The 26,959-nt window shown below is 68.7% G+C and carries 26 protein-coding genes and 1 tRNA gene; 13 read left to right on the top strand and 14 right to left on the bottom strand.

From position 1 onward, the window contains the following. Nucleotides 1-4: 4 nt before the first annotated feature. A complete protein-coding gene (locus tag AWU67_RS10935; protein ID WP_067228825.1) occupies nucleotides 5-586 on the top strand; it encodes a nitroreductase family protein in 582 nt (193 codons plus the stop codon). A gap of 28 nt (nucleotides 587-614) precedes the next feature. Here AWU67_RS10935 and AWU67_RS10940 read toward each other — a convergent pair whose 3' ends face one another. The 4 genes from AWU67_RS10940 to AWU67_RS10955 form a co-directional block, all read right to left on the bottom strand. Then, nucleotides 615-1,655: a DMT family transporter gene (locus AWU67_RS10940; protein ID WP_234407222.1), complete on the bottom strand. Its 1,041-nt coding sequence runs from the start codon at nucleotides 1,653-1,655 to the stop codon at nucleotides 615-617. Between the two features lie 47 nt (nucleotides 1,656-1,702). Continuing rightward, nucleotides 1,703-2,728, bottom strand: coding sequence for a DMT family transporter (locus tag AWU67_RS10945; RefSeq protein ID WP_234407223.1), 1,026 nt, complete (start codon nucleotides 2,726-2,728; stop codon nucleotides 1,703-1,705). A 46-nt stretch (nucleotides 2,729-2,774) separates the two neighbouring features. Beyond that, nucleotides 2,775-2,847: transfer RNA gene (locus AWU67_RS10950), tRNA-Thr, on the bottom strand. Between the two features lie 130 nt (nucleotides 2,848-2,977). Continuing rightward, complete coding sequence (locus tag AWU67_RS10955) at nucleotides 2,978-3,889, bottom strand: DsbA family protein (protein ID WP_067228829.1); 912 nt, start codon at nucleotides 3,887-3,889, stop codon at nucleotides 2,978-2,980. Nucleotides 3,890-4,168: 279 nt separating this feature from the next. Here AWU67_RS10955 and AWU67_RS10960 point away from each other — a divergent pair, with 279 nt between their 5' ends. Next, a complete protein-coding gene (locus AWU67_RS10960; RefSeq protein ID WP_067228832.1) occupies nucleotides 4,169-5,269 on the top strand; it encodes an ABC transporter ATP-binding protein in 1,101 nt (366 codons plus the stop codon). Between the two features lie 125 nt (nucleotides 5,270-5,394). Then, entirely contained in the window at nucleotides 5,395-6,693 is a 1,299-nt protein-coding gene (locus AWU67_RS10965) for a DUF4032 domain-containing protein (protein ID WP_067228834.1), read from the top strand. Between the two features lie 122 nt (nucleotides 6,694-6,815). On the opposite strand, the gene rlmB is transcribed toward AWU67_RS10965, so the two are convergent. From rlmB to AWU67_RS10985, 4 genes are all read right to left on the bottom strand, one after another. Continuing rightward, complete coding sequence (gene rlmB, locus AWU67_RS10970; protein ID WP_067228836.1) at nucleotides 6,816-7,868, bottom strand: 23S rRNA (guanosine(2251)-2'-O)-methyltransferase RlmB; 1,053 nt, start codon at nucleotides 7,866-7,868, stop codon at nucleotides 6,816-6,818. Further along, nucleotides 7,865-9,280, bottom strand: coding sequence for a cysteine--tRNA ligase (cysS, locus tag AWU67_RS10975; protein ID WP_067228839.1), 1,416 nt, complete (start codon nucleotides 9,278-9,280; stop codon nucleotides 7,865-7,867). The genes rlmB and cysS overlap by 4 nt, the downstream gene beginning before the upstream one ends. A 56-nt stretch (nucleotides 9,281-9,336) precedes the next feature. Next, a complete protein-coding gene (locus AWU67_RS10980) occupies nucleotides 9,337-10,566 on the bottom strand; it encodes a bifunctional 2-C-methyl-D-erythritol 4-phosphate cytidylyltransferase/2-C-methyl-D-erythritol 2,4-cyclodiphosphate synthase (RefSeq protein WP_067228841.1) in 1,230 nt (409 codons plus the stop codon). Nucleotides 10,567-10,661: 95 nt separating this feature from the next. Continuing rightward, a complete protein-coding gene (locus tag AWU67_RS10985; RefSeq protein WP_067228843.1) occupies nucleotides 10,662-11,144 on the bottom strand; it encodes a CarD family transcriptional regulator in 483 nt (160 codons plus the stop codon). Nucleotides 11,145-11,320: 176 nt separating this feature from the next. Here AWU67_RS10985 and AWU67_RS10990 point away from each other — a divergent pair, with 176 nt between their 5' ends. Continuing rightward, entirely contained in the window at nucleotides 11,321-11,803 is a 483-nt protein-coding gene (locus AWU67_RS10990) for a hypothetical protein (protein WP_067228846.1), read from the top strand. An 88-nt stretch (nucleotides 11,804-11,891) separates the two neighbouring features. Here AWU67_RS10990 and AWU67_RS10995 read toward each other — a convergent pair whose 3' ends face one another. Both AWU67_RS10995 and AWU67_RS11000 read right to left on the bottom strand, forming a co-directional pair. After that, entirely contained in the window at nucleotides 11,892-12,572 is a 681-nt protein-coding gene (locus tag AWU67_RS10995; protein WP_067228848.1) for a response regulator transcription factor, read from the bottom strand. Beyond that, nucleotides 12,569-13,726, bottom strand: coding sequence for a sensor histidine kinase (locus AWU67_RS11000; RefSeq protein WP_067232612.1), 1,158 nt, complete (start codon nucleotides 13,724-13,726; stop codon nucleotides 12,569-12,571). The genes AWU67_RS10995 and AWU67_RS11000 overlap by 4 nt, the downstream gene beginning before the upstream one ends. A 182-nt stretch (nucleotides 13,727-13,908) precedes the next feature. Between AWU67_RS11000 and phoU the strand changes: the two genes are divergently transcribed. Beyond that, nucleotides 13,909-14,568: a phosphate signaling complex protein PhoU gene (gene phoU / locus AWU67_RS11005; RefSeq protein ID WP_067228850.1), complete on the top strand. Its 660-nt coding sequence runs from the start codon at nucleotides 13,909-13,911 to the stop codon at nucleotides 14,566-14,568. A 63-nt stretch (nucleotides 14,569-14,631) separates the two neighbouring features. On the opposite strand, the gene AWU67_RS11010 is transcribed toward phoU, so the two are convergent. After that, nucleotides 14,632-15,384 carry a phosphoglyceromutase gene (locus AWU67_RS11010; protein WP_067228853.1) on the bottom strand — a complete coding sequence of 251 codons (753 nt, stop codon included), beginning with the start codon at nucleotides 15,382-15,384 and terminating at the stop codon, nucleotides 14,632-14,634. A 67-nt stretch (nucleotides 15,385-15,451) separates the two neighbouring features. Here AWU67_RS11010 and AWU67_RS11015 point away from each other — a divergent pair, with 67 nt between their 5' ends. Beyond that, nucleotides 15,452-16,276: a methylase gene (locus AWU67_RS11015; RefSeq protein WP_067228856.1), complete on the top strand. Its 825-nt coding sequence runs from the start codon at nucleotides 15,452-15,454 to the stop codon at nucleotides 16,274-16,276. Between the two features lie 16 nt (nucleotides 16,277-16,292). Here AWU67_RS11015 and AWU67_RS11020 read toward each other — a convergent pair whose 3' ends face one another. The 3 genes from AWU67_RS11020 to AWU67_RS11030 all read right to left on the bottom strand — a co-directional run bounded on the left by AWU67_RS11020 (nucleotide 16,293) and on the right by AWU67_RS11030 (nucleotide 18,615). Continuing rightward, on the bottom strand, nucleotides 16,293-17,450 hold the full coding sequence (locus AWU67_RS11020) for a YgfZ/GcvT domain-containing protein (RefSeq protein WP_067228859.1): 1,158 nt from the start codon (nucleotides 17,448-17,450) through the stop codon (nucleotides 16,293-16,295). A 3-nt stretch (nucleotides 17,451-17,453) separates the two neighbouring features. Beyond that, on the bottom strand, nucleotides 17,454-18,092 hold the full coding sequence (locus AWU67_RS11025) for an FABP family protein (RefSeq protein ID WP_067228861.1): 639 nt from the start codon (nucleotides 18,090-18,092) through the stop codon (nucleotides 17,454-17,456). Between the two features lie 178 nt (nucleotides 18,093-18,270). After that, entirely contained in the window at nucleotides 18,271-18,615 is a 345-nt protein-coding gene (locus AWU67_RS11030) for a hypothetical protein (protein ID WP_067228864.1), read from the bottom strand. A 130-nt stretch (nucleotides 18,616-18,745) separates the two neighbouring features. On the opposite strand from AWU67_RS11030, the gene AWU67_RS11035 reads away from it, so the two are divergent. The 7 genes from AWU67_RS11035 to pstB all read left to right on the top strand — a co-directional run bounded on the left by AWU67_RS11035 (nucleotide 18,746) and on the right by pstB (nucleotide 26,949). Next, nucleotides 18,746-19,417, top strand: a complete 672-nt coding sequence (locus tag AWU67_RS11035) for a winged helix-turn-helix transcriptional regulator (protein WP_067232615.1) — start codon at nucleotides 18,746-18,748, stop codon at nucleotides 19,415-19,417. A gap of 66 nt (nucleotides 19,418-19,483) precedes the next feature. Continuing rightward, the gene (locus AWU67_RS11040; RefSeq protein ID WP_067228866.1) at nucleotides 19,484-21,655 is read left to right on the top strand and encodes an RNA degradosome polyphosphate kinase; all 2,172 of its coding nucleotides are present in this window, start codon (nucleotides 19,484-19,486) and stop codon (nucleotides 21,653-21,655) included. Beyond that, nucleotides 21,652-22,587 carry an NUDIX hydrolase gene (locus AWU67_RS11045; RefSeq protein ID WP_082716936.1) on the top strand — a complete coding sequence of 312 codons (936 nt, stop codon included), beginning with the start codon at nucleotides 21,652-21,654 and terminating at the stop codon, nucleotides 22,585-22,587. The genes AWU67_RS11040 and AWU67_RS11045 overlap by 4 nt, the downstream gene beginning before the upstream one ends. Nucleotides 22,588-22,887: 300 nt before the next feature. Beyond that, complete coding sequence (gene pstS / locus AWU67_RS11050; protein WP_067228868.1) at nucleotides 22,888-23,988, top strand: phosphate ABC transporter substrate-binding protein PstS; 1,101 nt, start codon at nucleotides 22,888-22,890, stop codon at nucleotides 23,986-23,988. Nucleotides 23,989-24,109: 121 nt separating this feature from the next. After that, nucleotides 24,110-25,051, top strand: a complete 942-nt coding sequence (gene pstC / locus AWU67_RS11055) for a phosphate ABC transporter permease subunit PstC (protein WP_067228871.1) — start codon at nucleotides 24,110-24,112, stop codon at nucleotides 25,049-25,051. Continuing rightward, nucleotides 25,051-26,133, top strand: coding sequence for a phosphate ABC transporter permease PstA (gene pstA, locus AWU67_RS11060; RefSeq protein WP_067228874.1), 1,083 nt, complete (start codon nucleotides 25,051-25,053; stop codon nucleotides 26,131-26,133). The genes pstC and pstA overlap by 1 nt, the downstream gene beginning before the upstream one ends. 36 nt (nucleotides 26,134-26,169) lie before the next feature. Continuing rightward, a complete protein-coding gene (pstB, locus tag AWU67_RS11065) occupies nucleotides 26,170-26,949 on the top strand; it encodes a phosphate ABC transporter ATP-binding protein PstB (RefSeq protein ID WP_067228877.1) in 780 nt (259 codons plus the stop codon). The last annotated feature ends 10 nt before the right edge of the window (nucleotides 26,950-26,959 follow it).

The following is a 26,959-nucleotide window of genomic DNA, read 5'->3' on the forward strand; positions in this document are numbered from 1 at the left end:
CAGCATGTCCGGTGCTCTCGACTCCCCTGTGCCGCCCCCGGTGCTGGCTGCGGCGCAGGCCAGGCGTTCCTATTCCAAGGTGACGGATGACGCGCCGACGACCGCCGAGCTGGAGCGGCTGCTCGCCGCGGCCGGCCGCGTCGCCGACCACAGCGCTCTTCACCCCTGGCGCCTGATCGCACTTCGCGGTGAGGCGCGCGTGCGCCTCGGGCGGGCGCTGGCCGCCGCGGCGGGGGCGAGCGGGTCGGCTGCCGCCTCTCTGGAGGCCAAGCCGCTGCGTGCGCCGCTGCTCATCGCCGTGGTGTTCAGTCCGCAGCCCAGCCACAAGGTCGCCGAGTGGGAGCAGGAGGCCGTGGCATCCGGTGTCGCCCACCTGATGAGCTTGTTGTTGCACGAGGCCGGCTGGGGAGTGATGTGGCGCACCGGGCCGCAGACGCGCGCCAAGAAGGTTGCCACGATGCACGGCCTCGCCCCGACCGAGAAGCTGCTCGGCTGGCTCTATGTCGGCGGTGTGCCGGAACGCGCGGGCAGCTCTCACGACAAGGCGACGCCCCTGAAGCACCGGCTCAGCACGCTCGAGGGCTGAGCACGCTAGGTCTCAGCTGAGATCGTTGTCAGCGGCGGCGGGCGAATCCCCCGCTGGCAACGGCCACGGCGACGAGGGCGAGGGCGGTGCCGGCGATCGTCGAGGGTTCGACGCCCTGCCCGCCCGCCGCGAGCTCGATGGCCAGCGCGGCCACGAGCTGGCCGGAGACGGTGGCCAGGCCAAGCAGCAACACACCGGTCACCCGCACCAGCGCCGCCTGCACCGCGATGAAGACGCAGCCGACCGCCCCGCCGATGTAGAGCCACGGGTCGGTGGGATAGCTGCTCGGCCAGCCGGCAATCCCGTTGTGCACCAGCGCGAACAGCACGAGCGCGACGCTGCCGACGAAGAAATTGATCAGCGTCGCGGTCTGCGCGCTGCGGGCCACGGCCCGCACCCGGCCGTTGACCGCCTGCTGCCAACCGACGCAGATGCCTGCGACGAAGGGCAGCACGAGCATCCAGATCGGCACCTCGCCGCCGAAGTGGGCAGAGACCGCCCAGCCGACCGCGACGAGGGCCAGGCCGGAGCCGATCAGGCGGCTCGGCGTGAGTTGTTGCCGACCGCCGGGGCCAATCCCCATCCGGTCCAGCACGAGGCCGCTGATGGTCTGCCCGGCGACGATGGCGACCGTGAACAGCGCGACGCCGAGCACGGCGGCTGTCAGCCCCTGCGCGGCGACGAGAAGGGCGCCGCCGAGGCCGCCGAGCACCATCCACGGGCGCAGCACACGCACGCCCTGCGCGTTCGGGCGCAGGCCCTGCGCCACACGCACGAGTCCGGTGCGGCCGGGGCGCCAGAAGCAGAAGACCACCAGCATGATGACAAGCCCGCCGCCGAAAGAGATCGCGGCGGCCGTGAAGCCGTCGTCGAGGCGCCGGCCCAGCTCGCCGTTGATGCGCGACTGCACGGCGATCAGCGCACCGCACGCCGCCCCGACGAGCATGGCGAGCCAGGTGGGCACGTGCCGATGAGTCTCCGCGGCCGGCTGGGCCGCACCGCTGGTCGAGGCGCTGAGGGTCGTGCTGTCGGCCGCTGCCGTCGTCGTTGGCATACGGGGAGAACTCATTGCTCCACCCTAGGCCGCTGTCCGGCGCGCCCCGGAACGCCGGGTTGCTACGCGGATGCCGGCCGGCGCCGCGCGGTGAGCCAGCCGCTTGCCACCACGACCGCGGCGAGCGCGATCAGGGTGCCGGCGATCGTGGAGAACGCGACGGCTTGCCCCGGCGTGAACAGGTCAAGCAGCAGCGCGGCGACGAGTTGTCCGGACACCGTCGCCAGCCCGAGCAGGAGCACGCCGGTCACCTTCACGAGCACGGTCTGCACGGCGATCAGCAGGCAGCCGATCGCGCCACCGATGTAGAGCCAGGGTTCGGTGGGGAACTCGGCGGGCCAGCCGACCAGCGAGTTGCGCACCAGCACGATCACGATCAGCACGGCGCTGCCCACGATGAAGTTGATCAGCGTCGCGCTCTGTGCGCTCTCTGACACGGCGCGCACGCGGCCGTTGACGGCCTGCTGCCAGGCGGCGAGGGCACCAGCGATGAACGGCATGATCAGCATCCAGAGCGGCACCGCGCCGGCCAGCTGGGCCGACACCGCCCAAGTGACGGCGGCGAGCGCCATCACCGAGCCGATCACGCGGTCGGCCGTGAGAGGCCTGCGCCCGCCCGGAGCCAGCCCGACGCGGTCGAGGACCATTCCGCTGATCGTCTGCCCGGCCACGATGGCCACGGTGAACAGGGCGACGCCGAGCACGGCCGCGGTGAGCCCCTGCGATGCCACGAAGAACGCGCCGGCGACTCCGCCGAGCAGCATCCACGGCTGCAGTTCGCGCTCGCCCTGCGCGTTCGGGCGCAGCGCCCTGGCCACCCGGCCAAGCCCGACCCGACCCGGCTTCCAGAAGCAGAGCACGATCAGCAGGATCACGAGCCCGGAGCCGAACGAGATCGCCGCGGCCGTGTAGCCGTCGTCCAGGCTCTGGCCGAGCGCGCCGTTGATGCGCGACTGCACGGCGAGCAAGGCGCCACCTGCCGTTGCGACAAGGATCGCCAACCACATCGGGAAGTGCACCCGGGGCCGCGCCGCACCCTGCTGGGCCGACTCGGAGGGGGTGGGCGCTGGCATCCGATCTGAAGTCACCGGCCAAGCCTAAAGCCGACAGAGAGGTGTGACGCGGAGAGAACAGGGCCGGCTGCGGGACTTGAACCCGCAACCCCCGCTTTACAAGAGCGGTGCGCTACCAATTGCGCCAAGCCGGCATGAGCGTGATGTTCCACATGGAGCGTTTGGCGCTAAGTGGAACACGACTCGCACTAACAATAACCGCTCGCCGCCCCGCGTAAAAATCTGCGGTGGCGACGAGCGGTCGGTGTTGCTGCGGGTGCGGCCCTAGCCGGCCGGGGCGGGCGTCGGAGTCGGCGTGGCGGTCGAGTAGGTCTCACCCGTTGCCTGCTGCACGAATGCGGCGAATTCCTTCGGGTCTTCCAGCGATCCGGCGTACTGCTTGCCGTTGACCAGAACCGTCGGCGTTCCCTTGACCTTGGGCAGCTCGGTGTTGGGCAGCGGGCCGGTCGTGGCGCGGTCGGTGGCGTCGAGCACCCACGACTTGAACGTCTCGTCGTCGATGCACTTGTTGATCTGGCTGGTGTTGGCGACGCCGGCATCCTTGACGCGCTGCTTGATCTCCGAGTTGTTCAGCGCGGCGGTGTTCTCCTCCGGCTGGTCGGCGAACATGGCCGTGTTGAAGGCGAGGAAATCGTTCGGCGAGTAGTTCGCGACGCAGCCGGCGGCGTTCGCAGCGCGCAGCGAATACTTGGTGCCGGCAGACCTGCTGATCAGCGTGGCAATCGGGAAGACCTCCAGGGTGGCAGCACCCGAGTCGACCCAGCCTTCGATCTGAGCACCATTGGTGCGCTCAAAGTCGCCGCAGTAGGGGCAGAGGTAGTCGACCCAGACCCGAATGTTGGCGACCGAACCGGTCTCGTCAGGCTTCGACGGGATGGGGGTGGCGCCGGCAGCCAGGGCGGGAGTCTCGGCAGCGACGAGGCCCTCACCGATGAGGATGCCGTCGCTGGCCATGTTCTTCGGGCCGGGGCCCTCCGGACGGAAGCTGTTGACCACGACGAGCGAGACGACGGCGACAACGGCGATGACACCGAGGACGATGCCGCCCTGCAGCATCATCTTGTTGCGTCGGTCCTTCTTCTTCTGCTGTTCGCGCAGCTCGCGGGCTTTTTGCCGCGCGGCTTCACGACGCTGGTTCTTCGAGGGCCGGGGCTCGGGGGATGCGCCGAAGGTCATGTGATCAGTACTCCGAAGGGTGAGGGGCGCGCAATTTCATGCAAACGCAGTCAAAAGAGTAGGTCTGTTGCCTGTGAAATGACCAATGACACAGCGCAACCCCGAAAATACGACGGATCCGCCCGTCGCCTGTACCCCGCAAACGGGGCGGGGAGGCGCGGGTTCACGACGGGTGCCTCGCCCATGGCATACTGATTCTGGTCGTCGCTGACCAACAGTGGCACCATCCATCACAACGGATCGTCCGGCACGTACCTGCCGGTGAAGGAGACAGTAACCATGGCATCAGTAACTTTCGACAAGGCAACGCGGATTTACCCCGGTGGTACCCGCCCGGCCGTCGATGCTCTCGACCTGCAGGTCGCTGACGGCGAGTTCCTCGTCCTCGTCGGCCCCTCCGGCTGCGGCAAGTCCACCTCGCTGCGCATGCTCGCCGGCCTCGAAGAGGTCAACGGCGGCGACATCTTCATCGGCGACCGCAACGTCACCGACGTTCCGCCGAAGGACCGCGACATCGCCATGGTCTTCCAGAACTACGCGCTGTACCCGCACATGACCGTTGCAGAGAACATGGGCTTCGCCCTGAAGATCGCCGGCGTCAACAAGGACGAGCGCGCCGCCCGCGTCCTCGAGGCAGCCAAGCTCCTCGACCTCGAGCAGTACCTCAGCCGCAAGCCGAAGGCCCTCTCGGGTGGCCAGCGTCAGCGCGTTGCCATGGGTCGCGCCATCGTGCGCCAGCCCCAGGTCTTCCTCATGGATGAGCCGCTGTCGAACCTCGACGCCAAGCTGCGCGTGCAGACCCGTACCCAGATCGCGTCGCTGCAGCGTCGTCTCGGTGTCACCACCGTCTACGTCACGCACGACCAGACCGAGGCGCTCACCATGGGTGACCGCATCGCCGTGCTGAAGGACGGCCTGCTCCAGCAGGTCGGAACCCCGCGCGAGCTGTACGCGTCCCCGAACAACGTCTTCGTCGCCGGCTTCATCGGCAGCCCCGCCATGAACCTGTTCAACACCGACATCGCCGACGGCGGCGTCAAGTTCGGCAGTGCCCTCGTGGGCGTCGAGCGCCAGGCACTCGACTCCGCCACCGGCTCGTCCGTGACCATCGGTGTGCGCCCCGAGGACATCCTCGTCTCGACCACGCCCGGCCAGGGCCTCGAGGTTGACGTCGACCTCGTCGAGGAGCTCGGCGCTGACGGCTACCTCTACGGTCACTCCACCGTCAACGGCAAGCGCACGGACGTGGTCGCCCGCGTCGACGGCCGCTCGCACCCGAACGCCGGCGAGAAGGTCTGGCTGATGCCGACCCCCGACCACGTGCACGTGTTCGACGCCGAGTCGGGCGAGCGCCTCCTCAACAAGGCGATCGTCTCCTAAGCACTCTGAACCAATTACAACGGCCGGTGGGGTAACCCGCCGGCCGTTGTTTTGTGTGCGGATGCCGGAGCACCCGGCATCCGCTCCCCCGCTGCTCCCACCTCACACGACTAGGCTCGAAAATCATGAGTGGTTCCCTCAACATCACCTCGGCGATGGCCGATCCCGCCCTGCTCGACCTGCCGTGGCACCTGCCGCTGGACGCCTGGCCGAACGAGAACATTGCGTCACTGCCGAAGGGCATCTCGCGCCACCTGGTGCGTTTCGCGCACCTGGGCGGGCACGTCGTCGCCATCAAGGAGACGACGGCCGAGATGGCCAAGGGCGAGTACGAGATGCTGCGCACGCTGCAGCGGATGGAGATCCCCTGCGTCGAGCCCGTCGCCGTGATCACCAACCGCAGCGACGGTGAGGGCGAGATGCTCAAGCCGGTGTTGGTGACCCGCCACCTCAAGTTCTCGATGCCCTACCGGGCGTTGTTCTCGCAGACGCTGCGGCCAGACACCGCGACCCGCTTGGTCGACGCCCTCGCCGTGCTGCTGGTGCGGCTGCACATCGCCGGCTTCTTCTGGGGCGATGTCTCGCTCTCCAACACGTTGTTCCGCCGCGACGCCGGCGCCTTCGCCGCCTACCTGGTGGACGCCGAGACCGGCCAGCTCTACACCGGCGGCCTCTCCAACGGCCAGCGCGAGAACGACCTCGAGATCGCCAGGGTCAACATCGCCGGCGAGCTGATGGACCTGGAGGCCGGCGGCCGCGTGGCTGACGAGCTGGACCCGATCCGCATCTCCAACGGCATCGTCGACGCCTACCGCAAGCTCTGGAAGGAGCTGACCGGCTCCGAGTCGTTCCACTCCTCGGAGCGCTGGCGCATCAGCGAGCGTGTCGACCGGCTGAACGCGCTCGGCTTCGACATCGAGGAGCTGGCCATCAAGACGGACGAGACGGGCACCACGGTGCGCATCCAGCCCAAGGTGGTGGATGCCGGCCACCACCAGCGCCGCCTGCTGCGCCTGACCGGTCTCGACGCCGAGGAGAACCAGGCCCGCCGACTGCTGAACGACCTGGACTCCTACCGCGCCAGCTACGGCAAGACCGAGTTCGACGAGGAGATGGTCGCACACGAGTGGCTGATGCGCGTCTTCGAGCCCGTCGTGCGGGCGATCCCGCTCGATCTCAAGGGCAAGCTGGAACCGGCCGAGGTGTTCCACCAGCTGCTCGAGCACCGCTGGTTCATGGCCCAGCGGCAGGGCCACGACATCCCGCTGGCCGAGGCGCTCAGCTCTTACATCAACGACGTGCTGCGGCACCGCCGCGACGAGGCGACGATGATCGCGCCCGACACCGGCCTCATCACCATGGCGATCGGCACCGTGCCCGCCGATGACGACGACGAAGACACCGACTGGCGCCTCAAGGTCTAGGGGTTTTGACAGGCTCAACCAACGGGGTGTCCGCTGGTTGAGCCTGTCGAAGCCGGGCAGAACGCAGAAGTGGCCCCGCACCTCGACGGTGTGGGGCCACTTCTGCGTTCTGCGGGGTGTTGCTACTTCTTGAGAGCGCGCAGGCGGGAGATCTCGTACAGGGTGACGGATGCGGCGATGCCGGCGTTCAGCGACTCGGTCGCGGCGCTGATCGGGATCGACACGACGGCGTCGCAGGTCTCGGTGACGAGACGGGACAGGCCCTTGCCCTCGCTGCCGACAACGACGACGACCGGGCGGTCGGCCAGCTCGAGGCCGGGCAGCGAGACATCGCCGCCGCCGTCCAGGCCGAGCACGAAGACACCGGCGGCCTTGTACGCCTTGAGGGTCTGCGTGAGGTTCGTGGCCATGGCGACGGGCGTGCGGGCTGCGGCACCGGCCGAGGTCTTCCACGCCGAGGCGGTCAGGCCAACCGAGCGACGCTGCGGCACGATGACGCCCTGGCCACCGAAGGCAGCAGTGGAGCGGATGATGGCGCCGAGGTTGCGCGGGTCGGTGATGCCGTCCAGCGCGACGAGCAGCGGGGTCTCGCCGCGGGCGATGATCTGCTCCAGCAGCTCGGTCGGGTGCGCGTACTCGTACGGCGGCACCTTGAGCGCGAGGCCCTGGTGCACGCTGTCGCGGCCGGCGAGGCGGTCCAGCTCTGGGCGCATGACCTCGAGGATCGGGATGCCGTTGGCGGTGGCCAGCTTGAGGGCCTCCTTGACACGGTCGTCCATCTCGACGCGGGTCGCGACGTACAGCGTGCTGGCGGGGATCTTGGCGCGCAGCGCCTCGACCACCGAGTTGCGGCCGGTGACGATCTCGGTCTCGTCTGCCGACTTCTGGCGGCGTCCGCCGGCCGGGCGGGCAGACACGGAGACGTTGCGCGGGGCGCCGTCGGGGCGACCGGCGTCGCGGGGGCCCGCGACGCGACGCTTGCCGCCGCTGGCCGCCTCGTAGCGCTCGTTGGCCGCCTTGCGCTTGCCGGCGGGGTGGTACGGACGGTCTTCGGCCTTGGGGGTGGGCTTCTTGCCCTCCAGCGCCTGACGGCCCTGGCCGCCGGAGCCTACCTGCGGTCCGCGGGCGCCCTTTCGGACGGCGCCGGCGCGGGGCTTTCCAGTTGTGTTCTTCATGATTCCAGACTCCAATGTGCACCCGTCTGGGTGTCTTCGAGGGTGATTCCCGCCGCCGTCAGTTCGGCGCGGATACGGTCTGCTGCCGCATAGTCTTTGTTGTCACGCGCGGTGGCGCGATCGTCGATCAGCCGGGTGACGAGCGCCTCGAGGGCGGCACGGGCCGCGGTGTCCTCGTTCGACGCCCACTCCGGCGAGAGCGGGTTGATGCCGAGAACCTCGGTCATCGCGACGACCTCGGCCCGGGCGGATGCCGCGGTCTGCAGGTCTTCGGCGTCGAGCGCGGCGTTGCCGGCCCGCACGGTCTCGTGCAGCACGGCGAGCGCCTGCGGCACGGCGAGGTCATCGTCGAGCGCGCTGGCGAAGGCATCCGGAACCTGTCCGAGCGCGACCCCGGTGAACCGGGTGCCGGCCAGGCGCCGGTCGACCCGGGAGAGGAAGCTCTCGATGCGCTCAAGTGCCGCCTCGGCCTCCGGCAGCGAACCGGCCGAGTAGTCGATGGTGGAGCGGTAGTGCGCCGCCGCCAGGTAGTAGCGCAGCACGAGCGGCCGCGCCTGCTCGAACAACTCGGCCGCGTAGACCGAGTTGCCGAGCGACTTGGACATCTTCTGGCCGCCGGTGTTGACCAGGCCGTTGTGCACCCAGTAGTTGGCGAAGCCGTGGCCGGCCGCGCGCGACTGGGCCAGCTCGTTCTCGTGGTGCGGGAAGCGCAGGTCGAGGCCGCCGCCGTGAATGTCGAACTGGGCGCCGAGGTAGCGCTCGGCCATCGCAGAGCACTCGATGTGCCAGCCGGGGCGGCCCGGGCCCCACGGGCTGTCCCAGTTGGCCGAGGCGGGCTCGCCGGCCTTCTGCCCCTTCCAGAGGGCGAAGTCGCGGGGGTCGCGCTTGCCGCGCGGGTCGGCGTCGACCGCCGCCTCCATGTTGTCGCGGTTCTGCCGGGTCAGCGCGCCATAAGCGGGCCAGCTGGCCGTGTCGAAGTAGACGTCGTGGCTGTCATCGGCCGCTGGGTAGGCGTGCCCGCGCTCGATCAGCGAGGCGATGATCGCCTGCATCTGCATGATGCTCGCGGTCGCGCGCGGCTCGTAGGTCGGGGGCAGGATGCCGAGCCGGTTGTAACCGGCCGTGAACTCGAGCTCGACGCGGTAGGCCAGCGCCCACCACGGCTCGTGCTCGCTCGCGTTGGCGAGCACCTTGTCGTCAATGTCGGTGACGTTGCGCACGAAGGTGACGGCGAAGCCGCGGTAGTGCAGCCAGCGGCGCAGCAGGTCATAGACGAGGGCGCTGCGCAGGTGGCCGATGTGCGGGCTGGACTGCACCGTGGGTCCACAGACGTACATGCCGACCTGACCCGGTGTGATGGGGGTGAAGTCGCGCAGGGCCTGGGCCTGGGAGTCGTAAAGTCGCACTGTCACCCGACGAGTCTACCGGCGCGGGGCTGTACTCTACCTCAGTGCCCGGCTCACCCGGCTCAGACGCCCTCGCCGAGAGCTGCGCTCGGCACCAGGAGGGCGGTCGCGATCGCGGCCACGCCCTCGCCGCGACCGGTGAAGCCGAGCCCGTCGGTCGTCGTTGCGGCGATGCTGACGGGGGCGTTCAGGATGCCGGTGAGCAGCGCCTCTGCCTCGACTCGCCGGGGTGAGAGCTTCGGCCGGTTGCCGAGGATCTGCACCGAGACGTTGCCGATGGCGAAGCCGGCCTGCTCGACGAGGCGCTTGGTCTCACGCAGGAACACCTCGCCGTGGGCGCCGGCCAGGCGCGGGTCGTCGGTGCCGAAGATGCCGCCGATGTCGCCGAGTCCGGCGGCCGCCAGCAGCGCGTCGCAGACGGCGTGCACGGCGACGTCGCCGTCGCTGTGGCCGGAGAGGCCGCGCTGGCCGGGCCAGTACAGGCCGGCGATCCACAGCTCGGGGCCGGCATCCGCCGCATCGGCGCTCCCGGGTGCGAAGGCGTGCACGTCCATGCCGGTGCCGACGCGCGGGGCAGACGCGGCTGCGGCCGGGGCGGCAAGCAGCCGCTCCGCGCGGGCGAGGTCCCACGGCGTGGTGATCTTGAACGCCAGTTCGTCGCCGGCGACCGTGCCGACGGGGTGCCCGAACGCGGCCAGCAGGGCGGCGTCGTCGGTGAAGTCGGCGGCCGGGTCGGCATATGCCTCATCGAGCTCGGAGCGCACGAAGCCCTGCGGGGTCTGCACGGCGGCGAGCTCCGCGCGGTCAACGGTCTCCTGCACGGTGCCGGCGGCATCGACGCGCTTGATGGTGTCCACGACGGGCAGCGCCGGGATCACGCCGGAACCCGTTGCGCGCACGGCCGCGATCACCGCCTCGAACTGGGCGGCGGGGGTGAGCGCGCGGGCTGCGTCGTGCACCAGCACGACGGTGACGCCGGGCGCGACGGCGGCCAGCCCGGCCGCGACAGAGAGCTGCCGGGTAGCTCCCCCAGCCACGACGCTGGTGTAGCCGATGGCGGGGCCGGCGGATGCAGTCACGATCGCCCTGGCGCTCTGCAGCTCGGCATCGGGGGCCACCACGATCAGCTGCACCGGCTCGGCCAGCGTGAAGATGCCGTCGAGGGCATGTGAGAGCATCGGGCGCCCGGCCAGCGGGGCGAAGGCCTTGGGCTCCGGCCGGCCGAGCCGGGTGCCGCTGCCGGCGGCCACCACGATCACCGCAACGTCGACACTGTCACCCGAGAAGTCCATGCTCCGAGGCTACCGCGCGGCCCAGCCGGCAACACAAAAGCCCCGGCCGTGGGGCCGGGGCTTTCGGATGCAGCGGGTGTATCGAGTGGGTGGGCCTAGGAGGCCAGCACCTCGTCGAGCACGTTGGAAGCCTTCTCCTCGTCGGTCTTCTCAGCCAGAGCAAGCTCCGAGATCAGAATCTGACGGGCCTTGGCGAGCATGCGCTTCTCGCCGGCGGAGAGGCCGCGGTCCTGGTCGCGGCGCCACAGGTCGCGGACGACCTCGGACACCTTGATGACATCACCGGATGCCAGCTTCTCCAGGTTCGCCTTGTAACGACGCGACCAGTTAGTGGGCTCCTCGGTGAAGGGTGCGCGCAGCACCTCGAACACCTTGTCGAGGCCCTCACGGCCAATAACGTCGCGAACGCCGACCAGGTCGACGTTCTCAGCGGGGACCTCAATGGTCAAGTCACCCTGGGTGACGTTGAGCTTGAGGTAGAGCTTCTCTTCACCCTTGATGACACGGGTCTTGATTTCGATGATCGTTGCAGCACCGTGGTGCGGGTAAACGACGGTTTCGCCAACCTCAAAAAGCATGAATTGATATCCCTTCAGCAACCTCTATGATACCACAGCCGCAATAGTGGTAAGGTTCGCCTTGCTCCCGCGGTGGCGCCGCACCGATAGGCTAAACTCTGGAGCGATATTTCGCACGCGCTCCCCCGCTCACCAGCTGACCGGCCGGTGAGGGAGCGCAATTTTTTGGAGGTCTTGTGAAGGCGCGTATTGCGGCATCCGTTCTCTTGGCTGCTGGCCTTCTGGTCGGCACCGCTGGTTGCAATCTGGTGGCCCCGCAGGCCACGACCAAGCACTATGACGCGAGCGACGGAGTGAGCGCCAACATCGGCACGGTCGACGTGCGCAACGCCATTGTTGTGAGCGATGACGGCGAGCTGGGCAACCTGGTTGTCACCTTCGTCAACACCGGCGCCGAGCGCGCCAAGGTCACGGTGCAGTACGACTCGGCCGGCAAGAAGACCACCGAGACCGTCACCCTCGACGCCAACTCGAGCACGCAGATCGGCCAGCCCGGCGGCGACGACGTGACCCTCGAGAAGATGGGTGTTCGGCCCGGAGCGCTCATCCCGATCTTCTTCCAGTCCGGAGAGGCCGAGGGCAAGGAGCTCCTGGTCCCCGTGCTCACCACTCAGCTGGAGGAGTACTCGACGCTGGCGCCCACGGCACCCAGCAAGTAGCACTCCCGCAAGAACACGAAGAGGCGCACCCGCGGGTGCGCCTCTTCGTGTGTGTGCTGGGGCTTCTCGGCCGGGCGGATGCCGCCGGCTAGGCCTCGAAGCGGTAGCCGAGCCCGCGCACGGTGAGCAGCATCGCCGGCTCGGACGGCACCGCCTCAATGCGGGAGCGGATGCGCTTGATGTGCACGTCGAGCGTCTTCGTGTCGCCGAAGTAGTCGGTGCCCCACACCCGGTCGATCAGCTGGCCACGGGTGAGCACCCGGCCGGCGTTGCGCATCAGGTACTCGAGCAGTTCGAATTCCTTCAGCGGCATGGGCGTCAGCTCGCCGTTCACGCTCACCGTGTGGCGCTCGACGTCCATGCGCACGCTGCCCGCCTCGATGATGCTGTCGTCTGCGGCATCCGCCTCGACATGGCGGCGCAGCACGGCCCGGGCCCTCGCCAGCAGCTCGCGGGTCGAGTAAGGCTTGGTCATGTAGTCGTCGGCGCCGAGCTCCAGCCCCACCACGATGTCGACCTCTGAATCCTTCGCGGTGAGCATGATGATCGGCACGCTGGAGCGCTGACGGATCTGCCGGCACACCTCGGTGCCGGGGATCCCCGGCAGCATCAGGTCGAGCAGCAGCAGATCGGCGCCGGCGCGGTCGAACTCACGCAGCGCACTCGGGCCGTCGGCGGCCACCGTCACCTCGTAGCCTTCGCGCTCGAGCAGGAAGCTGAGTGGCTCGCTGAGCGCCGGCTCGTCTTCGATCAGCAGAATACGTGTCACGCGGTGTCTCCCAATGGTTCGGTGGCTGGTGCGGCCTTCGCGTCAGGAAGGCGGATGGTGAATGAGGACCCGAGGCCGGGCTGCGACCAGACCCGGATGTCGCCACCGTGGTTCTGCACGGCGTGCTTGACGATGGCCAGGCCGAGGCCGGTGCCGCCGGTGTTGCGGGCCCTCGCCTGGTCGACGCGGAAGAACCGTTCGAAGACGCGGTCCTGGTCTTCCTCCGGGATGCCGACGCCCTGGTCTGTCACGACGATCTCCACCACGCCTGCGCCGACCTTGACGCCGACGCCGACGCGCGCGCCGGGCGGCGAGTAGTTGACGGCGTTGGCGACGAGGTTGTTCACGGCGACGGTCAGCAGTGCCTCGTCGCCGAGCACCTGCGCCCCGGTGCGGCGGCCGATCGCGATCTCGATGTGGTTGCCCTCGGCGACGACCCGGTTCTGTTCCACGGCGGCGACGACAACGGCGTCGATGTCGACAGGGCGCGCCTCGGCGACGGCATCCTGGGCCTGCAGCCGGGAGAGCTCGATGATCTCCTGGGTGAGTCGGGCCAGCCGGGCCGATTCGCTGCCCAAACGGTTCGCGAAGCGGCGCACCTGGGCCGGCTCGTCGGCGGCGGCGTCGAGGGCCTCGGCCAGCAGGCCGACGGAGGCGATGGGTGTCTTCAGCTCGTGGCTGACGTTGGCCACGAAGTCGCGACGCACCTCGTCGAGGCGGTGCGACTCTGTGCGGTCATCGGCCAGCAGCAGCACGAATCGGGTGCCGAGCCGAGCGACGCGCACGCTGAGGTAGACGTTGGCGTCGCCGAACGGCCCGCGCTTCAGCACCAGCTCACGGCTGAGCGGCTCACCGCTGCGCCGCACCTGATCGGCGAGGGCCAGCATCTCCGGGTGCACGAGGGTGTTGTTCCAGACCAGCCCCATCGCGTGGGCGCCGGGCGAGGCCTTCATCACGTTGTGCGAGGGGTCGAGCACGATCCCGGCCGATTCGAGTGCCTCGAGCACCTGATCGATGCCGTCGGGGATGCGCGGGCTGACCACGCCGGCCGCCGACGTTCCGCGACGTTCGGCCAGGTGCAGCAGGGTGACAAAGCCCGCGCCGACAGCGAGGCCGAGTGCCAGGGCGAGCAGCACCAACCAGGTGGAGTCCATGCCCACTAGAGTAGTGAACCCACCGGGCAGTAATACTCCGTTAGGCCTCAGATAGCCCCTCCTTTGCCGAGTGTTCAGGAGCGCGGCACCGTTTGTTCACCTGATGGGGCATCATCGAGCAGGGGGCCAATCGGGTCTTCAGTTGCCGTGGTCGCCCGTCGGCAGGAAGGACCAGAACAGCCGTGCGTGAAGTGTTTCAGCAGGAGCTCCGCGAGGTGCAGGATCGACTCGTCGAACTGAGCGGCCTCGTTGCCATCTCGATCGAGAAGGCCACCCGCGCTTTCAACGACTCCGACGTCATGCTCGCCGAGGAGGTGATCGCCGACGACGACAAGATCGACGGCCTCACCGTCGCCCTCGATGAGCTCGCCATCATGATCTTGGCCAGGCAGCAGCCTGTCGCCCGTGATCTCCGCATCGTGGTCAGCGCGCTGCGCATCAGCGCATCGCTCGAGCGTATGGGTGACATGTCCACGCACATCGCCCAGCTCGCCCGCTACCGTTTCCCCGACAAGGTGGTGCCCAAGTCGCTGCGCGGAACGTTCGCCGAGATGGGCCGCCTCGACGTGGAGATCGCGCAGAAGCTGACCGAGCTGCTGCGCAGCCAGGACGTGCAGCTGGCCGAGACCATCCGCAACGACGACGACGAGATCGACGCGCTGCACCTCAGCGTCTTCGACAAGGTGCTCGGTGAGACCTGGAAGGGTCAGGCCGCCGACACCGTCGACGCCACCCTGGCCAGCCGCTACCACGAGCGTTTCGCCGACCACGCAGTCTCCATCGCCAAGAAGGTGCTCTACCTGGCGACCGGCGACTGGGACCCGGACGCCCCGAGCGCGTAACGCTTAACGAAGAAGACTCCGGATGCCGCGGCATCCGGAGTCTTATTCGTTCAGGCTGTGTGCCTACTTCTTGCCCTGGGCGGCAACCGCGGCGGCGCCGGCAGCGGCGGCCTCGGGGTCAAGGTACTCGCCGGGGCCGAGCGGCATCAGGTCTTCGCCCAGCTTGTAGACGAGCGGGATGCCGGTCGGGATGTTCAGCTCGGCGATCTCGTCGTCGCTGATGCCGTCGAGGTGCTTGACGAGGGCGCGCAGCGAGTTGCCGTGGGCGGTGACGAGCACCGTCTTGCCTGCACGCAGGTCGGCCGAGATGTCGTCCTCCCAGTACGGCAGCATGCGCACGATGACGTCCTTGAGGCACTCGGTGCGGGGCAGCTCGTCGTCGCTGAGGTTCGCGTAGCGGGCGTCGCCCACCTGCGAGAATTCGGCGTCGTCGGCCAACACGGGCGGCGGCACGTCGAAGCTGCGGCGCCACAGCTGGAACTGCTCGGGGCCGTACTTCTCCAGCGTCTCTGCCTTGTCCAGGCCCTGCAGCGCACCGTAGTGGCGCTCGTTCAGACGCCAGCTGCGGCGCACGTCGATCCAGGCGCGGTCGGCCTTGTCCAGCGCGATGTTCGCGGTCTGGATGGCGCGGGTGAGCACGGAGGTGTGCAGCACGTCGGGCAGCAGGCCGGCCTCGGCCAGCAGCTCGCCGGCGCGGGCGGCCTCGGCCTCGCCCTGCTCGCTCAGGCGGACGTCGACCCAGCCGGTGAAGAGGTTGGCCTGGTTCCAGGTGCTGTTGCCGTGGCGCAGCAGGATGAGTGTGTAAGGCGCAGTCATGCTTTCCACTCTAGCGATCCCGCCCCGTGGTCATACTGAACAAGTCTCTGATGGCAGAATTGTTCGAATGCCAGTTGGAACAATCACACGCGGAACGACGAACACCAACCGGCTCCGCCGCATCGACCGTTGGACGCAGACGCTGTCGGTGCTGCGCCACAGCTCCGACCCGCTCGTCGTCGACCTCGGCTACGGCGCGAGCGCCGTGACCAGCCTGGAGCTGCACCAGCGGCTGGCGAAGACCCGCTCAGAAGTCGAGGTCCTCGGCCTCGAGATCGACCCCGAGCGGGTGCGCGGGGCGAACGCGCAGCTGGAAGCCGTGCGGGACGGCGAGACGGGGTTCGCCACGGATGCCGCGGTGCGTTTCGCGCTGGGCGGCTTCGAGGTTCCGCTGCCGAACGGGCGGCGTGCGGCCGTCATCCGCGCCCTCAACGTGCTGCGCCAGTATGACGAGTCTGAGGTGCTGCCGGCCTGGCGGATGCTGGTGCCCCGGCTGCAGCCGGGCGGCGTGCTGATCGACGGCACCTGCGACGAGATCGGCCGTATCGCGGCCTGGGTCGCGGTGCAGGCGGACGGTCCGGCGACTTTTTCCATCGCGTTGCGCCTGGACGAGCTGGAGAAGCCGTCGATCGTGGCCGAGAGGCTGCCGAAGGCACTGATCCACCGCAACGTGGAGGGCGAGCGGGTGCACGCGCTGCTCGGCCTGCTCGACCGGCACTGGCAGTACAACGCCGCGTTGGCCGCCTACGGCCCGGTGCAGCGCTGGCTGGCGACCGTGGAGGGCGTGCGCGCCGCCGGCTGGCCGGTGCAGGGCGGCCGCTCCCGCTGGCGGCTCGGCGAGCTGACCGTGCCGTGGGACTCTGTCGCCCCGAACGGCTTCAGCTGGCAGTAGCGGGCAGGCTCGCGCGCTAGATTCCGCGGGCGCCGAGGCGTGGCAGCCGCGGCACGTTGGCGGCCGCTCCGGCATCCGTCGGCACGATCGCCTGCTGAGCTGCCGCGACCTTCTCGCCGTGCGCGTGTACCTCGAGCTGCACGTCGAGTGGCACGTTGCGCTTGACGACGGCCAGGGCGATCGGGCCGAGCTCATGGTGGATCGCGGCGCTCGTGATCTGGCCGATGAGCTTCCACTCGGCCTCGGATTCCGGCCGCACCTTCTCGGCCAGCACCTCGTCGCCGTGCACCGGCAGGATCGTGTCGGAGCCGTCCAGGTGCAGCATGACCAGGCGCCGCGGCGGGTGGCCGAGGTTGTGCACCTTCGCCACCGTCTCCTGCCCGCGGTAGCAGCCCTTGCTCAAGTGCACGGCGCTGCGCAGCCAGTCCAGCTCGTGCGGGATCGTCTTCTCGTCGCCCTCCAGGGCCAGGCGCGGGCGCCAGGCGGCGATGCGCAGGGCTTCCACGGCGAGGATGCCGGCAGCCGTCGGCTCCCCTGCGGCCACTCGCTCGGCGAGCGCGGGCAGTGCCGTGCGCGGCACGAGCACCTCCTGCCAGTGCCAGTCGGATGCCGGGTGTCCCTCGGCGCTGGCGTACTGCCAGCCTCCGGGCGTGACGGCCGTCCACGGGTCGACCCAGACCAGCGGCACCCCGTTCGGCGCGGCCACCGGCAGCGCCAGGGCGGCGAGCGCCTCGGCATCCGGGGCCATCGCGCCGATGGTCGCGTAGTTCTCGCTCTCGTCGGTGACCTCCACGCGCAGCATGAAGCGCATCTTCAGCAGCCAGGCCTGCACGCCGGGCAGCTCCGCAGCCTCCAGCAGCAGCCAGGTGGTGACGCCGTCGTCGAGCACGCGCATGTCGTACTCGACACGGCCGTTGCCGTCGAGCACGAGGGTCTCGCTGGACTCGCCCGGGGCCAGCCGGTCCAGCCGCTGCGAGGTCATCGAGTTCAGCCAGCTGAGCCGGTCAGGGCCCGTCACGGCGAGCACGCCGCGGTGCGAGAGGTCGACGATCGCGGTGCCAGCCGCCAGCCGCCGTTGCTCGACCATTGGGTTGCCGTAGTGGGCGGCGACCCCGGCGTCGAGGCCGTCGGCCGCGACTGCTGCGGGCAGGGCGAGGAACGGGGAGGTGGTCATGCGTTAGTCCGCCTTGGCGAGTCGTCCGGAGGCGTGGGTGCGCAGGCTCTGGCCGAGCGCGGCGATGTCCCAGGCCCAGAGCAGGTGATTGTCGACGAGGCCGTACAGCCGGGTCGCCGCCGTGTAGTTCTTGGCGGTGCGCGTGCGCACGACGGCATCCGTCGCCAAGTCGATGCGCGGGCCGACCACCTGGCCGAGGTAGAGCTCGCTGACACCGTCCGGGTGCACGAGCGAGACCTCGATGTCAAAGCCGCCGGCGTCGTTGCGCAGCGTCTCGACCGATTCGGCGTCTGTATAAGGCGCGGTGCCGACCCCCGGGATCAGGCCCGGGCCGGCGTCGGACTCGCCGAGCGGCCGGCTGAGCCGCCAGTAGCCGGTCTCGGTGACGAGCGGTGTGGGCTCGCCGCCTTCCACCTCGGGGTAGAGCCAGCTGTAGGAGCTGTAGCTGAGGTACGGCAGCCCGTCGTGGCTGAAGCTGACACGCTGGCCGAACTCGCGGGTGACCTTCGTCGGCTCCGCCGTCGCTGGCGAGCCGGCGGGCGGGTCGATCGCGTAGTCGAGTACGCCGGAGCCCTCCCAGACGCCCAACAACCAGGACAGGGGAACGAGCTCGGCGTGCAGGCCGAGCGGGATCTCAATCATGCGGAGTTACCGCTGACCCCGCCACAGCTTGTAAACGACGACGCCAGAGATCCACACGATGGCCAGGCTGGCCAAGCCGAGCAGACCGATAAAGAGCAGTTCAAGAGCAAGCGGTGACATGCCTTGATTCTACCCATGCCGTCGGCCTGTGCCGCAGCTGCGCACCCGGCGGGTGGCGTTACCGGTGCAGGAGCTGGACTCCATTGGCGGATGCCGCGAGCGCGAAGATCACGGTGGCGACCGCCAGGATCACCGCGCTGCCGACCAGGCTCGCCGTCACCCGGCTGACGAAGTCTTCCTTGCGGCCGGTGGCCAGCTGAACGGCCAGGGCGCAAATGGTGCTGACGGCCAGGGTCAGGCTGATGCCGCCGAGCGCGTCCTCCGGGCGGGCGATGATGCCGGTGAGAATCGCCCCGGCGAGCGCCAGCACCCAAATCGGGGCGATGCTCTGCCACGCGCGGCGCACGCCGTTCTGCCCCTCCCATGCCGGGTTGGAGGGGGTTTGCTGCTGCGCGGCTGCCATGTCCCTATTCTGCCTCGTGGCGGCCCGACCCGCGACCAGGGACGCAGCCGGGGTTCCGGACGCGAAACACGCGCAGCGCGAAGCCGCGAGCAGGATAAGCTGAGCGCCACGATAAAGCTGGAGGATGCGCGTGGCGCAGTTGTTGATCCTGACGTCGGCTGTGAACAATGACGTACTTCCGGCGCTCGCACTGCTCTCTCACCGCGTGCGCGCCCTGCCGCCCCAGCTGGATCAACTGCTCGCGGCCCCCGAACCCGACCTGGTCCTGGTCGATGCCCGGCACAACCTGGTGCAGGCGAAGAGCCTCTGCACGATGCTGCGCGCGGCCGGGCTCACCGTGCCGGTGCTGCTCGTGCTGACCGAGGGCGGGCTCACGGCGGTCAGCCCGGAGTGGGGCGTCGACGATGTCGTGCTTGAGACGGCCGGGCCGGCAGAGATCGACGCGCGCATCCGGCTGGCATCCGCCCGCGCCCAGCCCGTCGCCTCGCCGACCATCAAGACATCCGGCGTCGTCATCGACGAGGCCAGCTATTCCGCGAAGATGCGGGGCAAGACGCTCGACCTGACCTACAAGGAGTTCGAGCTGCTGCGCTTCCTGGCCGGCAACCCGAGCCGTGTGTTCACCCGCGAGCAGCTGCTCAGCGAGGTGTGGGGCTACGACTACTTCGGCGGCACCCGCACCGTCGACGTGCACGTACGCCGGTTGCGGGCCAAGCTCGGCGACCTCGAGACCGTCATCGGCACGGTGCGCAACGTCGGCTACCGCTTCAACGAGAGCGATGAAGAGGAACGTACGCCCTAGCGTCGCGTCATCCCGCATTCGTCTCCACGCCACCATGCAGACGGAGTGGCGTGCCATGCTATTCAGATGGATGTCGACAACCTGCTGGACTCCGGCCTCGGCCGCGACTTCGACGACGACTTTGAGCCCTTCGACACGGCCGGCGACGCCGACCTGCCCGAGGAGCGCTTCCTCGACCGGGAGCTGAGCTGGCTCGCCTTCAACCAGCGCGTGCTCGAACTCGCCGAAGACCCGGCGACGCCGCTGTTGGAGCGCACCAACTTCCTGGCCATCTTCGCCAGCAACCTCGACGAGTTCTTCATGGTGCGGGTCGCCGGCCTGAAGCGCCGCATCCTGACCGGCCTCGCCCTGCCGAGCAACATCGGCCGTGCCCCGCACGACGTGCTCGACGACATCTCGCGGCGCGCCCACGAGCTGCAGGAGCGCCACGCCGCCGTCTACCAGAACATGGTCAGCCCGGCGCTGGCGGATGCCGGCATCGACATCGCCCGCTGGGAGTCGCTGGACGAGGCAGAGCAGGAGCGCCTGCACGACTACTTCTCGCGGCAGATCTTCCCCGTTCTGATGCCGCTCGCCGTCGACCCGGCCCACCCCTTCCCCTACATCTCTGGGCTCTCACTCAACCTCTCTGTGCGGGTGCGCAACACCCGCACGGGCAAGCAGGAGTTCGCTCGCCTCAAGGTGCCCCAGATGCTGCCGCGCTTCCTCGAGATCAGCTCGACGGAGCCCGGCCGCCAGCGCTTCATCACGCTCGAGGACCTGATCGCCAACCACCTGGGCGATCTGTTCCCCGGCATGGAGATCGTCGCCCACCACGTCTTCCGGGTCACCCGCAACGAAGACGTCGTCGTCGACGAGGACGAGACCGAGAACCTGATCCAGGCGCTCGAGAAGGAGCTGCTGCGGCGCCGCTTCGGCCCGCCGATCCGGCTCGAGGTCACCGACGACATGGACGAGGTGACGCTCGGCCTGCTCGTGCGCGAACTCGATGTCAGCGAGCAGGAGGTGTACCGGCTGCCGTCGCCGCTGGACCTCGGCGGACTGTTCGACCTCGGCCGGATCGACCGCCCCGACCTGCGCTTCCCCAAGCACGTGCCGACGACGAGCGTGCAGCTGCAGCCGAACGAGCCCAACGCGAAGCCGGATGTCTTCGCCTCCATCTCACGCGCCGACATCCTCGTGCACCACCCCTACGAGTCCTTCGCCACCAGCGTGCAGGCCTTCATCGAGCAGGCCGCCGCCGACCCCGACGTGCTCGCCATCAAGCAGACGCTCTACCGCACCTCTGGCGACAGCCCGATCGTGGAGGCGCTCATCGACGCCGCCGAATCCGGCAAGCAGGTGCTCGCCCTCGTCGAGATCATGGCCCGCTTCGACGAGCAGGCCAACATCAGTTGGGCGCGCAAGCTTGAGAAGGCTGGCGTGCACGTCGTCTACGGCCTGGTCGGGCTGAAGACGCACTGCAAGCTGGCGCTCGTGATCCGCCAAGAACGCGGCGAGCTGCGTCACTACAGCCACATCGGCACCGGAAACTACAACCCGAAGACGAGCCGCATCTACGAGGACCTCGGCCTGTTCACCGCCGACGACCAGGTCGGCAAAGACCTGACCCGTCTGTTCAACGAGCTGAGCGGCTACGCGATCGAGAAGAAGTTCAAGCGCCTGCTCGTCGCGCCACTGCACCTGCGCAAGGGGCTGCTGAAGCGGATCGATGATGAGACGGCGAACGCGCTGGCCGGGCGCCCTGCCGGCATCCGGATCAAGGTCAACTCGATGGTCGACGAGGCCATCATCGACGCCCTCTACCGGGCCAGCAACGCCGGCGTGCCCGTCGACATCTGGGTGCGCGGCATCTGCAGCCTGAAGCCCGGCGTCGAGGGCATGAGCGAGAACATCCGGGTGCGCTCGATCCTCGGCCGCTACCTGGAGCACTCCCGCATCTTCAGCTTCCGCAACGACGACGACCCGCAGGTCTACATCGGCAGCGCCGACATGATGCACCGCAACCTCGACCGCCGCGTCGAGGCGCTGGTGCGCCTGGTCGCGCCGGAGCACCTGGCACAGATCGACGGGCTGTTCGAGCGCGCGTTCAACCCGCGGACGAGTGCATGGTCGCTCGGGGCTGACGGCGAATGGACCAGACACCACCTGGACGATGCGGGGCATCCGCTCGACGACATGCAGAATAGGTTGATGCAACAAATCGCCCAGAGGAAGCGCCCAGGGGGCCGCCGGTGACCACTGCGATCTATGCGGCAGGTGCCGTCTGTTGGCGCATCGTCGACGGCAAGATGATGGTGCTCGTCATCCACCGCACCGTGCACGGCGATGTGACCATCCCCAAGGGCAAGGTCGACCCCGGCGAGACGCTGCCGCAGACCGCGGTGCGCGAGATCCTCGAGGAGACCGGCCTCGCAATCGCCCTCGGCGTGCCGGTCGGCATCGCCAACTACCCGCTCGGCAACGGCCGCGAGAAGATCGTGCACTACTGGGCCGCCGAGGTCAGCGACGAGGCCATCCGCCGCTCGACCTTCGTGCCCAACGGCGAGGTCGCGGCGCTGGAGTGGGTCACCATCAAGCGGGCCCGCAGCTACCTCAGCTACCCGACCGACGTCGAGATTCTCGAGCACTTCGCCGCTCTGGTGGATGCCGGCGTCACCTCGACGTTCGCGCTCATCGCGCTCCGGCATGGCAAGGCCGTGCAGCCCTCGGCCTGGGACGGCCCGGACGCCACCCGCCCGCTGACCGAGCGCGGAGTGCAGCAGGCGGCCGGCAACGTGCCGACGCTCGCCGCGTGGAACCCGCGCCGCATCGTGTCGAGCACGGCCACCCGCTGCGTCACCACGGTGACCCCGCTGGCCGTCGCCCTCGGCCAGGAGATCCGCCGCACCGATCTGATCAGTCAGGACGCCTGGGAGGACGGCACCAGCGACGTGCGCGCCGTCGTCGGAAAGCGTGTGCGCGCCCGCAAGACGGCTGTGCTGTGCAGCCACGGCCCGGTGCTGCCCGACATCCTGCGCGAGATCGCGCTGGCCACCGGCACCACGCAGGGCTCGTACCTCTCGGATGCCGCGGCGCTGGAGACCGGGGCCTTCTCGATCGTGCACCTCTCCCGCAGCAACCCCAGCTCCGGCATCATCGCGATCGAGACGCACTCCCCCCGGGTCTAGCCCACCGCGCCCCCGCTGGTCCAGTAGGCCCGCCAGGGCCGTATCGAGACCCTGACAGGGCGGGACTGTTCCGCGTGCGAGGTCTCGATACGCTCGTTCCTCGCTACTCGACCAACGGTTCTGCGGCCCCGGCCGACAGCTGCGAGATAGCCGAGAATCGACATCCGAGGGTGCACATGTCGCCACCCGTTTACCTCGTGTTCACCAACCGGGGGATGCTCGTTAACCGAGGAGCTTAGCTTCGTCTCGGGCCAGCACCGGCCTGTGTCAAGCAATCCAAACCCCCTGAAAGGGATTCTCGTGAACATCAAGCGTTTCGGCCGCCCTGCGGTCGTAGCTGTTGCCGCTGCACTCGCACTTTCCTCCTGCGCCGCGAACGAGGGCACCGCCCCCGCCGCCGACACCCCCACAGAGACGCCTGTCACGCTCTCCGGCACGCTCAACGCTGCCGGCGCTTCGTCGCAGGGCAGCGCACAGGAGACCTGGACCGCCTCGTTCCAGACCGCGAACCCGGATGTCACCATCAACTACGACCCCACCGGTTCCGGTGCGGGCCGCGAGAGCTTCTTCGCCGGCGGCGCCGCATTCGCCGGTTCCGACTCCTACCTCAAGGACGAGGAGCTCGCCGGCACGTTCGCGCTGTGCGCCCCCGGCACCAGCGCCGTCGACCTTCCGGTGTACATCTCCCCGATCGCGGTGATCTTCAACCTCGAAGGTGTCAAGGACCTCAACCTCGACGCCCCGACCCTCGCCAAGATCTTCAAGGGCGACATCACCGTCTGGAACGACCCGGCCATCGTCGCCCTGAACCCCGACGCCAAGCTGCCGGCCACCAACATCACCGCCGTGCACCGCTCCGACGACTCGGGCACCACCAAGAACTTCGCCGACTACCTCAACCAGGTCGCACCGGATGTCTGGACCGAGAAGCCGGCCGACACCTTCCCGTTCCAGACCGGTGAGGGCGCCCAGGGCACCTCGGGTGTCGTCTCCGCCGTCACCACCGGCGTCGGAACCATCGGCTACGCCGACGCATCGCGCGCCGGTGACCTCGGTGTCGCCAAGATCAAGGTCGGCGACGAGTTCGTCAAGTACACGGCCGAGGCAGCAGCCGCCGTCGTCGCCGAGTCGCCGCTGGTCGAGGGCCGTGCGGCCGACGACCTCGCGATCGCGCTGAATCGCAAGACCACCGACCCGACGCACTACCCGCTGGTCCTGGTCAGCTACGCGATCGTCTGCACCGACTACATCGACGCCAAGCAGGGCGAGCTCGTCAAGAGCTACGTCGGCTTCATGGCCAGCGCTGAGGGCCAGAAGGAGGCAGCGGCCTCGGCCGGTGCCGCCCCGCTCTCCGCCGACCTGCAGTCCAAGGTTGCCGCCGTGGTCGCCTCCATCAAGTAGCTCCACCCTGTAGCCGGATGCCGGTTGCCCGGCCGGGTCAGCGCCACGCTGATCCGGCCGGGCACACGGCTTCCTCCCCCAGACACCCGCCCCGACCACGAAGCAGAGGGATCCAACCCGCATGACGACAGCAGTCGCCCCGCCGATCAAGGCCAAACAGCGCCCCGGTGACCGGATCTTCTCCACCGCAACGGTGGTGGCGGGAAGCCTGATCCTGGTCGTCCTCGCCGCGGTCGCGATCTTCCTCGTCGCCCAGTCGCTGCCGGCCTTCACCGCCGACTCGTCCGCGTTCAAGGGCGACGTCACCAACTTCTGGACGTACGTCTGGCCGCTGGCCTTCGGTACCGTCTGGGCCGCCGCGCTCGCGCTGCTGATGGCCGTGCCCGTCGCGATCGGCATCGCCCTCTTCATCTCGCACTACGCGCCGCGCAAGCTCGCGCAGAGCCTCGGCTACGTTGTCGACCTGCTGGCCGCCGTGCCCTCCGTCGTGTTCGGCCTCTGGGGCATCACAGTTCTCGCCCCGGCCGTACAGCCGTTCTACGCCCAACTGGTCGAGTGGTTCGGCTGGTTCCCGCTCTTCGCCGGTCCGGTCTCCGGTACCGGCCGCACCATCCTCACCGTCGCCGTGGTGCTCGCCGTCATGATCCTGCCGATCATGACGGCTCTCTGCCGTGAGGTGTTCCTGCAGACGCCGCGCCTGCACGAGGAGGCCGCTCTGGCCCTCGGCGCGACCCGCTGGGAAATGATCACCATGGCTGTGCTGCCGTTCGGCCGCCCCGGCATCATCTCGGCCGCCATGCTCGGCCTCGGCCGGGCGCTGGGCGAGACGATGGCCGTCGCCATGGTGCTCTCGCCGGCATCCGTGATCAGCTTCGCCCTGCTGCAGTCGCAGAACCCCTCAACGATCGCCGCCAACATCGCCCTGAACTTCCCCGAGGCGCACGGCGTCGGCGTGAACATCCTGATCGCGACCGGCCTGATCCTGTTCCTGATCACGCTGGCCGTCAACATGGTCGCCCGCTTCATCATCAACCGCCGCAAGGCCTTCTCGGGAGCGAACTGATGACCACCCTCACCGCCGCCCCCATCACCAACTCGCTGACCGCAGGCATGCTGCCGCGGCGGGCGAGCCTCTGGTTGCTGCTCACCAGCCTGGCTGTCAGCGGCTCCGTCTTCGGCGTGCTGTACGCCGCCGGGATCACCGCCGGGTACAACATCGTCGGCGCCGTCTTCTTCGGCGTCGTGCTGTTCTGCCTGCTGATCTGGAGCGTCTCACGCGCCGTTGAGGGGCCGCGCAAGGCCAAGGACCGTCTCGTCACCGCGCTCGTCTCACTCGCCTTCACGATCGCGCTGCTGCCGCTGATCTCGGTGACGTTCACCACGATCGTCAACGGGCTGCCGCGCTTCGACATCGAGTTCTTCTCGAACTCGATGCGCAACGTCGTCGGCCCGGGCGGCGGCGCGCTGCACGCCATCGTCGGAACCCTGCTCATCACCGGGGCGGCCGCGGTGATCTCGGTGCCGATCGGCCTGCTCACCGCGATCTACCTCGTCGAGTACGGCCGCGGCAGCCTCGCCCGCGGCATCACGTTCTTCGTCGATGTGATGACCGGCATCCCCTCGATCGTCGCCGGCCTGTTCGCGTTCGCGCTGTTCGCCCTGATCACGAACGACCCCGGCATCCGATTCGGCATCGGCGGCGCCGTCGCCCTCAGCGTGCTCATGATCCCGGTCGTGGTGCGCTCCAGCGAGGAGATGCTCAAGCTGGTGCCGAACGAGCTGCGCGAGGCCGCCTTCGCCCTGGGCGTGCCGAAGTGGCTGACCGTGCTGAAGGTGGTGCTGCCGACATCCATCGCCGGCATCATCACCGGAATCATGCTCTCGATCGCCCGCGTGATCGGCGAGACGGCCCCGCTGCTGATCATCGCCGGCTTCACCTCGAGCATGAACTACGACCTGTTCAGCGAGCGCATGATGACCCTGCCCGTGTTCGTGTACACGCAGTACATGAACCAGGGCTCCGACATGCAGGCCTACATCGACCGCGCCTGGGCCGGAGCACTCACCCTGATCCTCATTGTCGCCCTGCTCAACATCGTCGCCCGCCTCATCGCCAAATTCTTCACACCGAAGATCGCGCGCTAGCCCCCGCTCCCGTCGCCCCAAGCATCCAAGGAATCCATGTCCAAGCGCATCGAAGTCAACGACCTCAACGTCTACTACAGCAAGTTCCTCGCCGTCGAAGACGTCACCCTCACCATCGAGCCACGCACCGTGACGGCCTTCATCGGCCCGTCCGGATGCGGCAAGTCGACGTTCCTGCGCACGCTGAACCGCATGCACGAGGTGATCCCCGGAGCCCGCGTCGAGGGTGAGGTGCTCATCGACGGCAACAACCTCTACGGTCCGGGCGTCGACCCCGTGCTGGTGCGCCGCCAGGTCGGCATGGTGTTCCAGCGGCCGAACCCGTTCCCGACGATGTCGATCGGCGACAACGTGCTGGCCGGCAAGAAGCTCAACAACAGCCGGATGAGCAAGAGCGACGCCGATGACCTCATCGAGCGCTCACTGCGCGGCGCCAACCTCTGGAACGAGGTCAAGGACCGCCTGAACCAGCCCGGTTCCGGGCTCTCCGGCGGCCAGCAGCAGCGTCTCTGCATCGCCCGCGCCATCGCCGTCGAGCCCGACGTGCTGCTGATGGACGAGCCGTGCTCCGCCCTCGACCCGATCTCGACGCTCGCCATCGAAGACCTGATCGAAGAGCTCAAGCAGGACTACACGATCGTGATCGTCACCCACAACATGCAGCAGGCGTCGCGCGTCTCCGACCGCACCGCCTTCTTCAACATCGCGGGCACCGGCAAGCCGGGCAAGCTCATCGAGTACAACGACACCACGTCGATCTTCTCGAACCCCAGCGTTCAGGCCACAGAGGACTACGTCTCCGGCCGCTTCGGTTGATCGGCGCCGT

This window comes from Microterricola viridarii (assembly GCF_001542775.1).
Classification (GTDB): domain Bacteria; phylum Actinomycetota; class Actinomycetes; order Actinomycetales; family Microbacteriaceae; genus Microterricola; species Microterricola viridarii_A.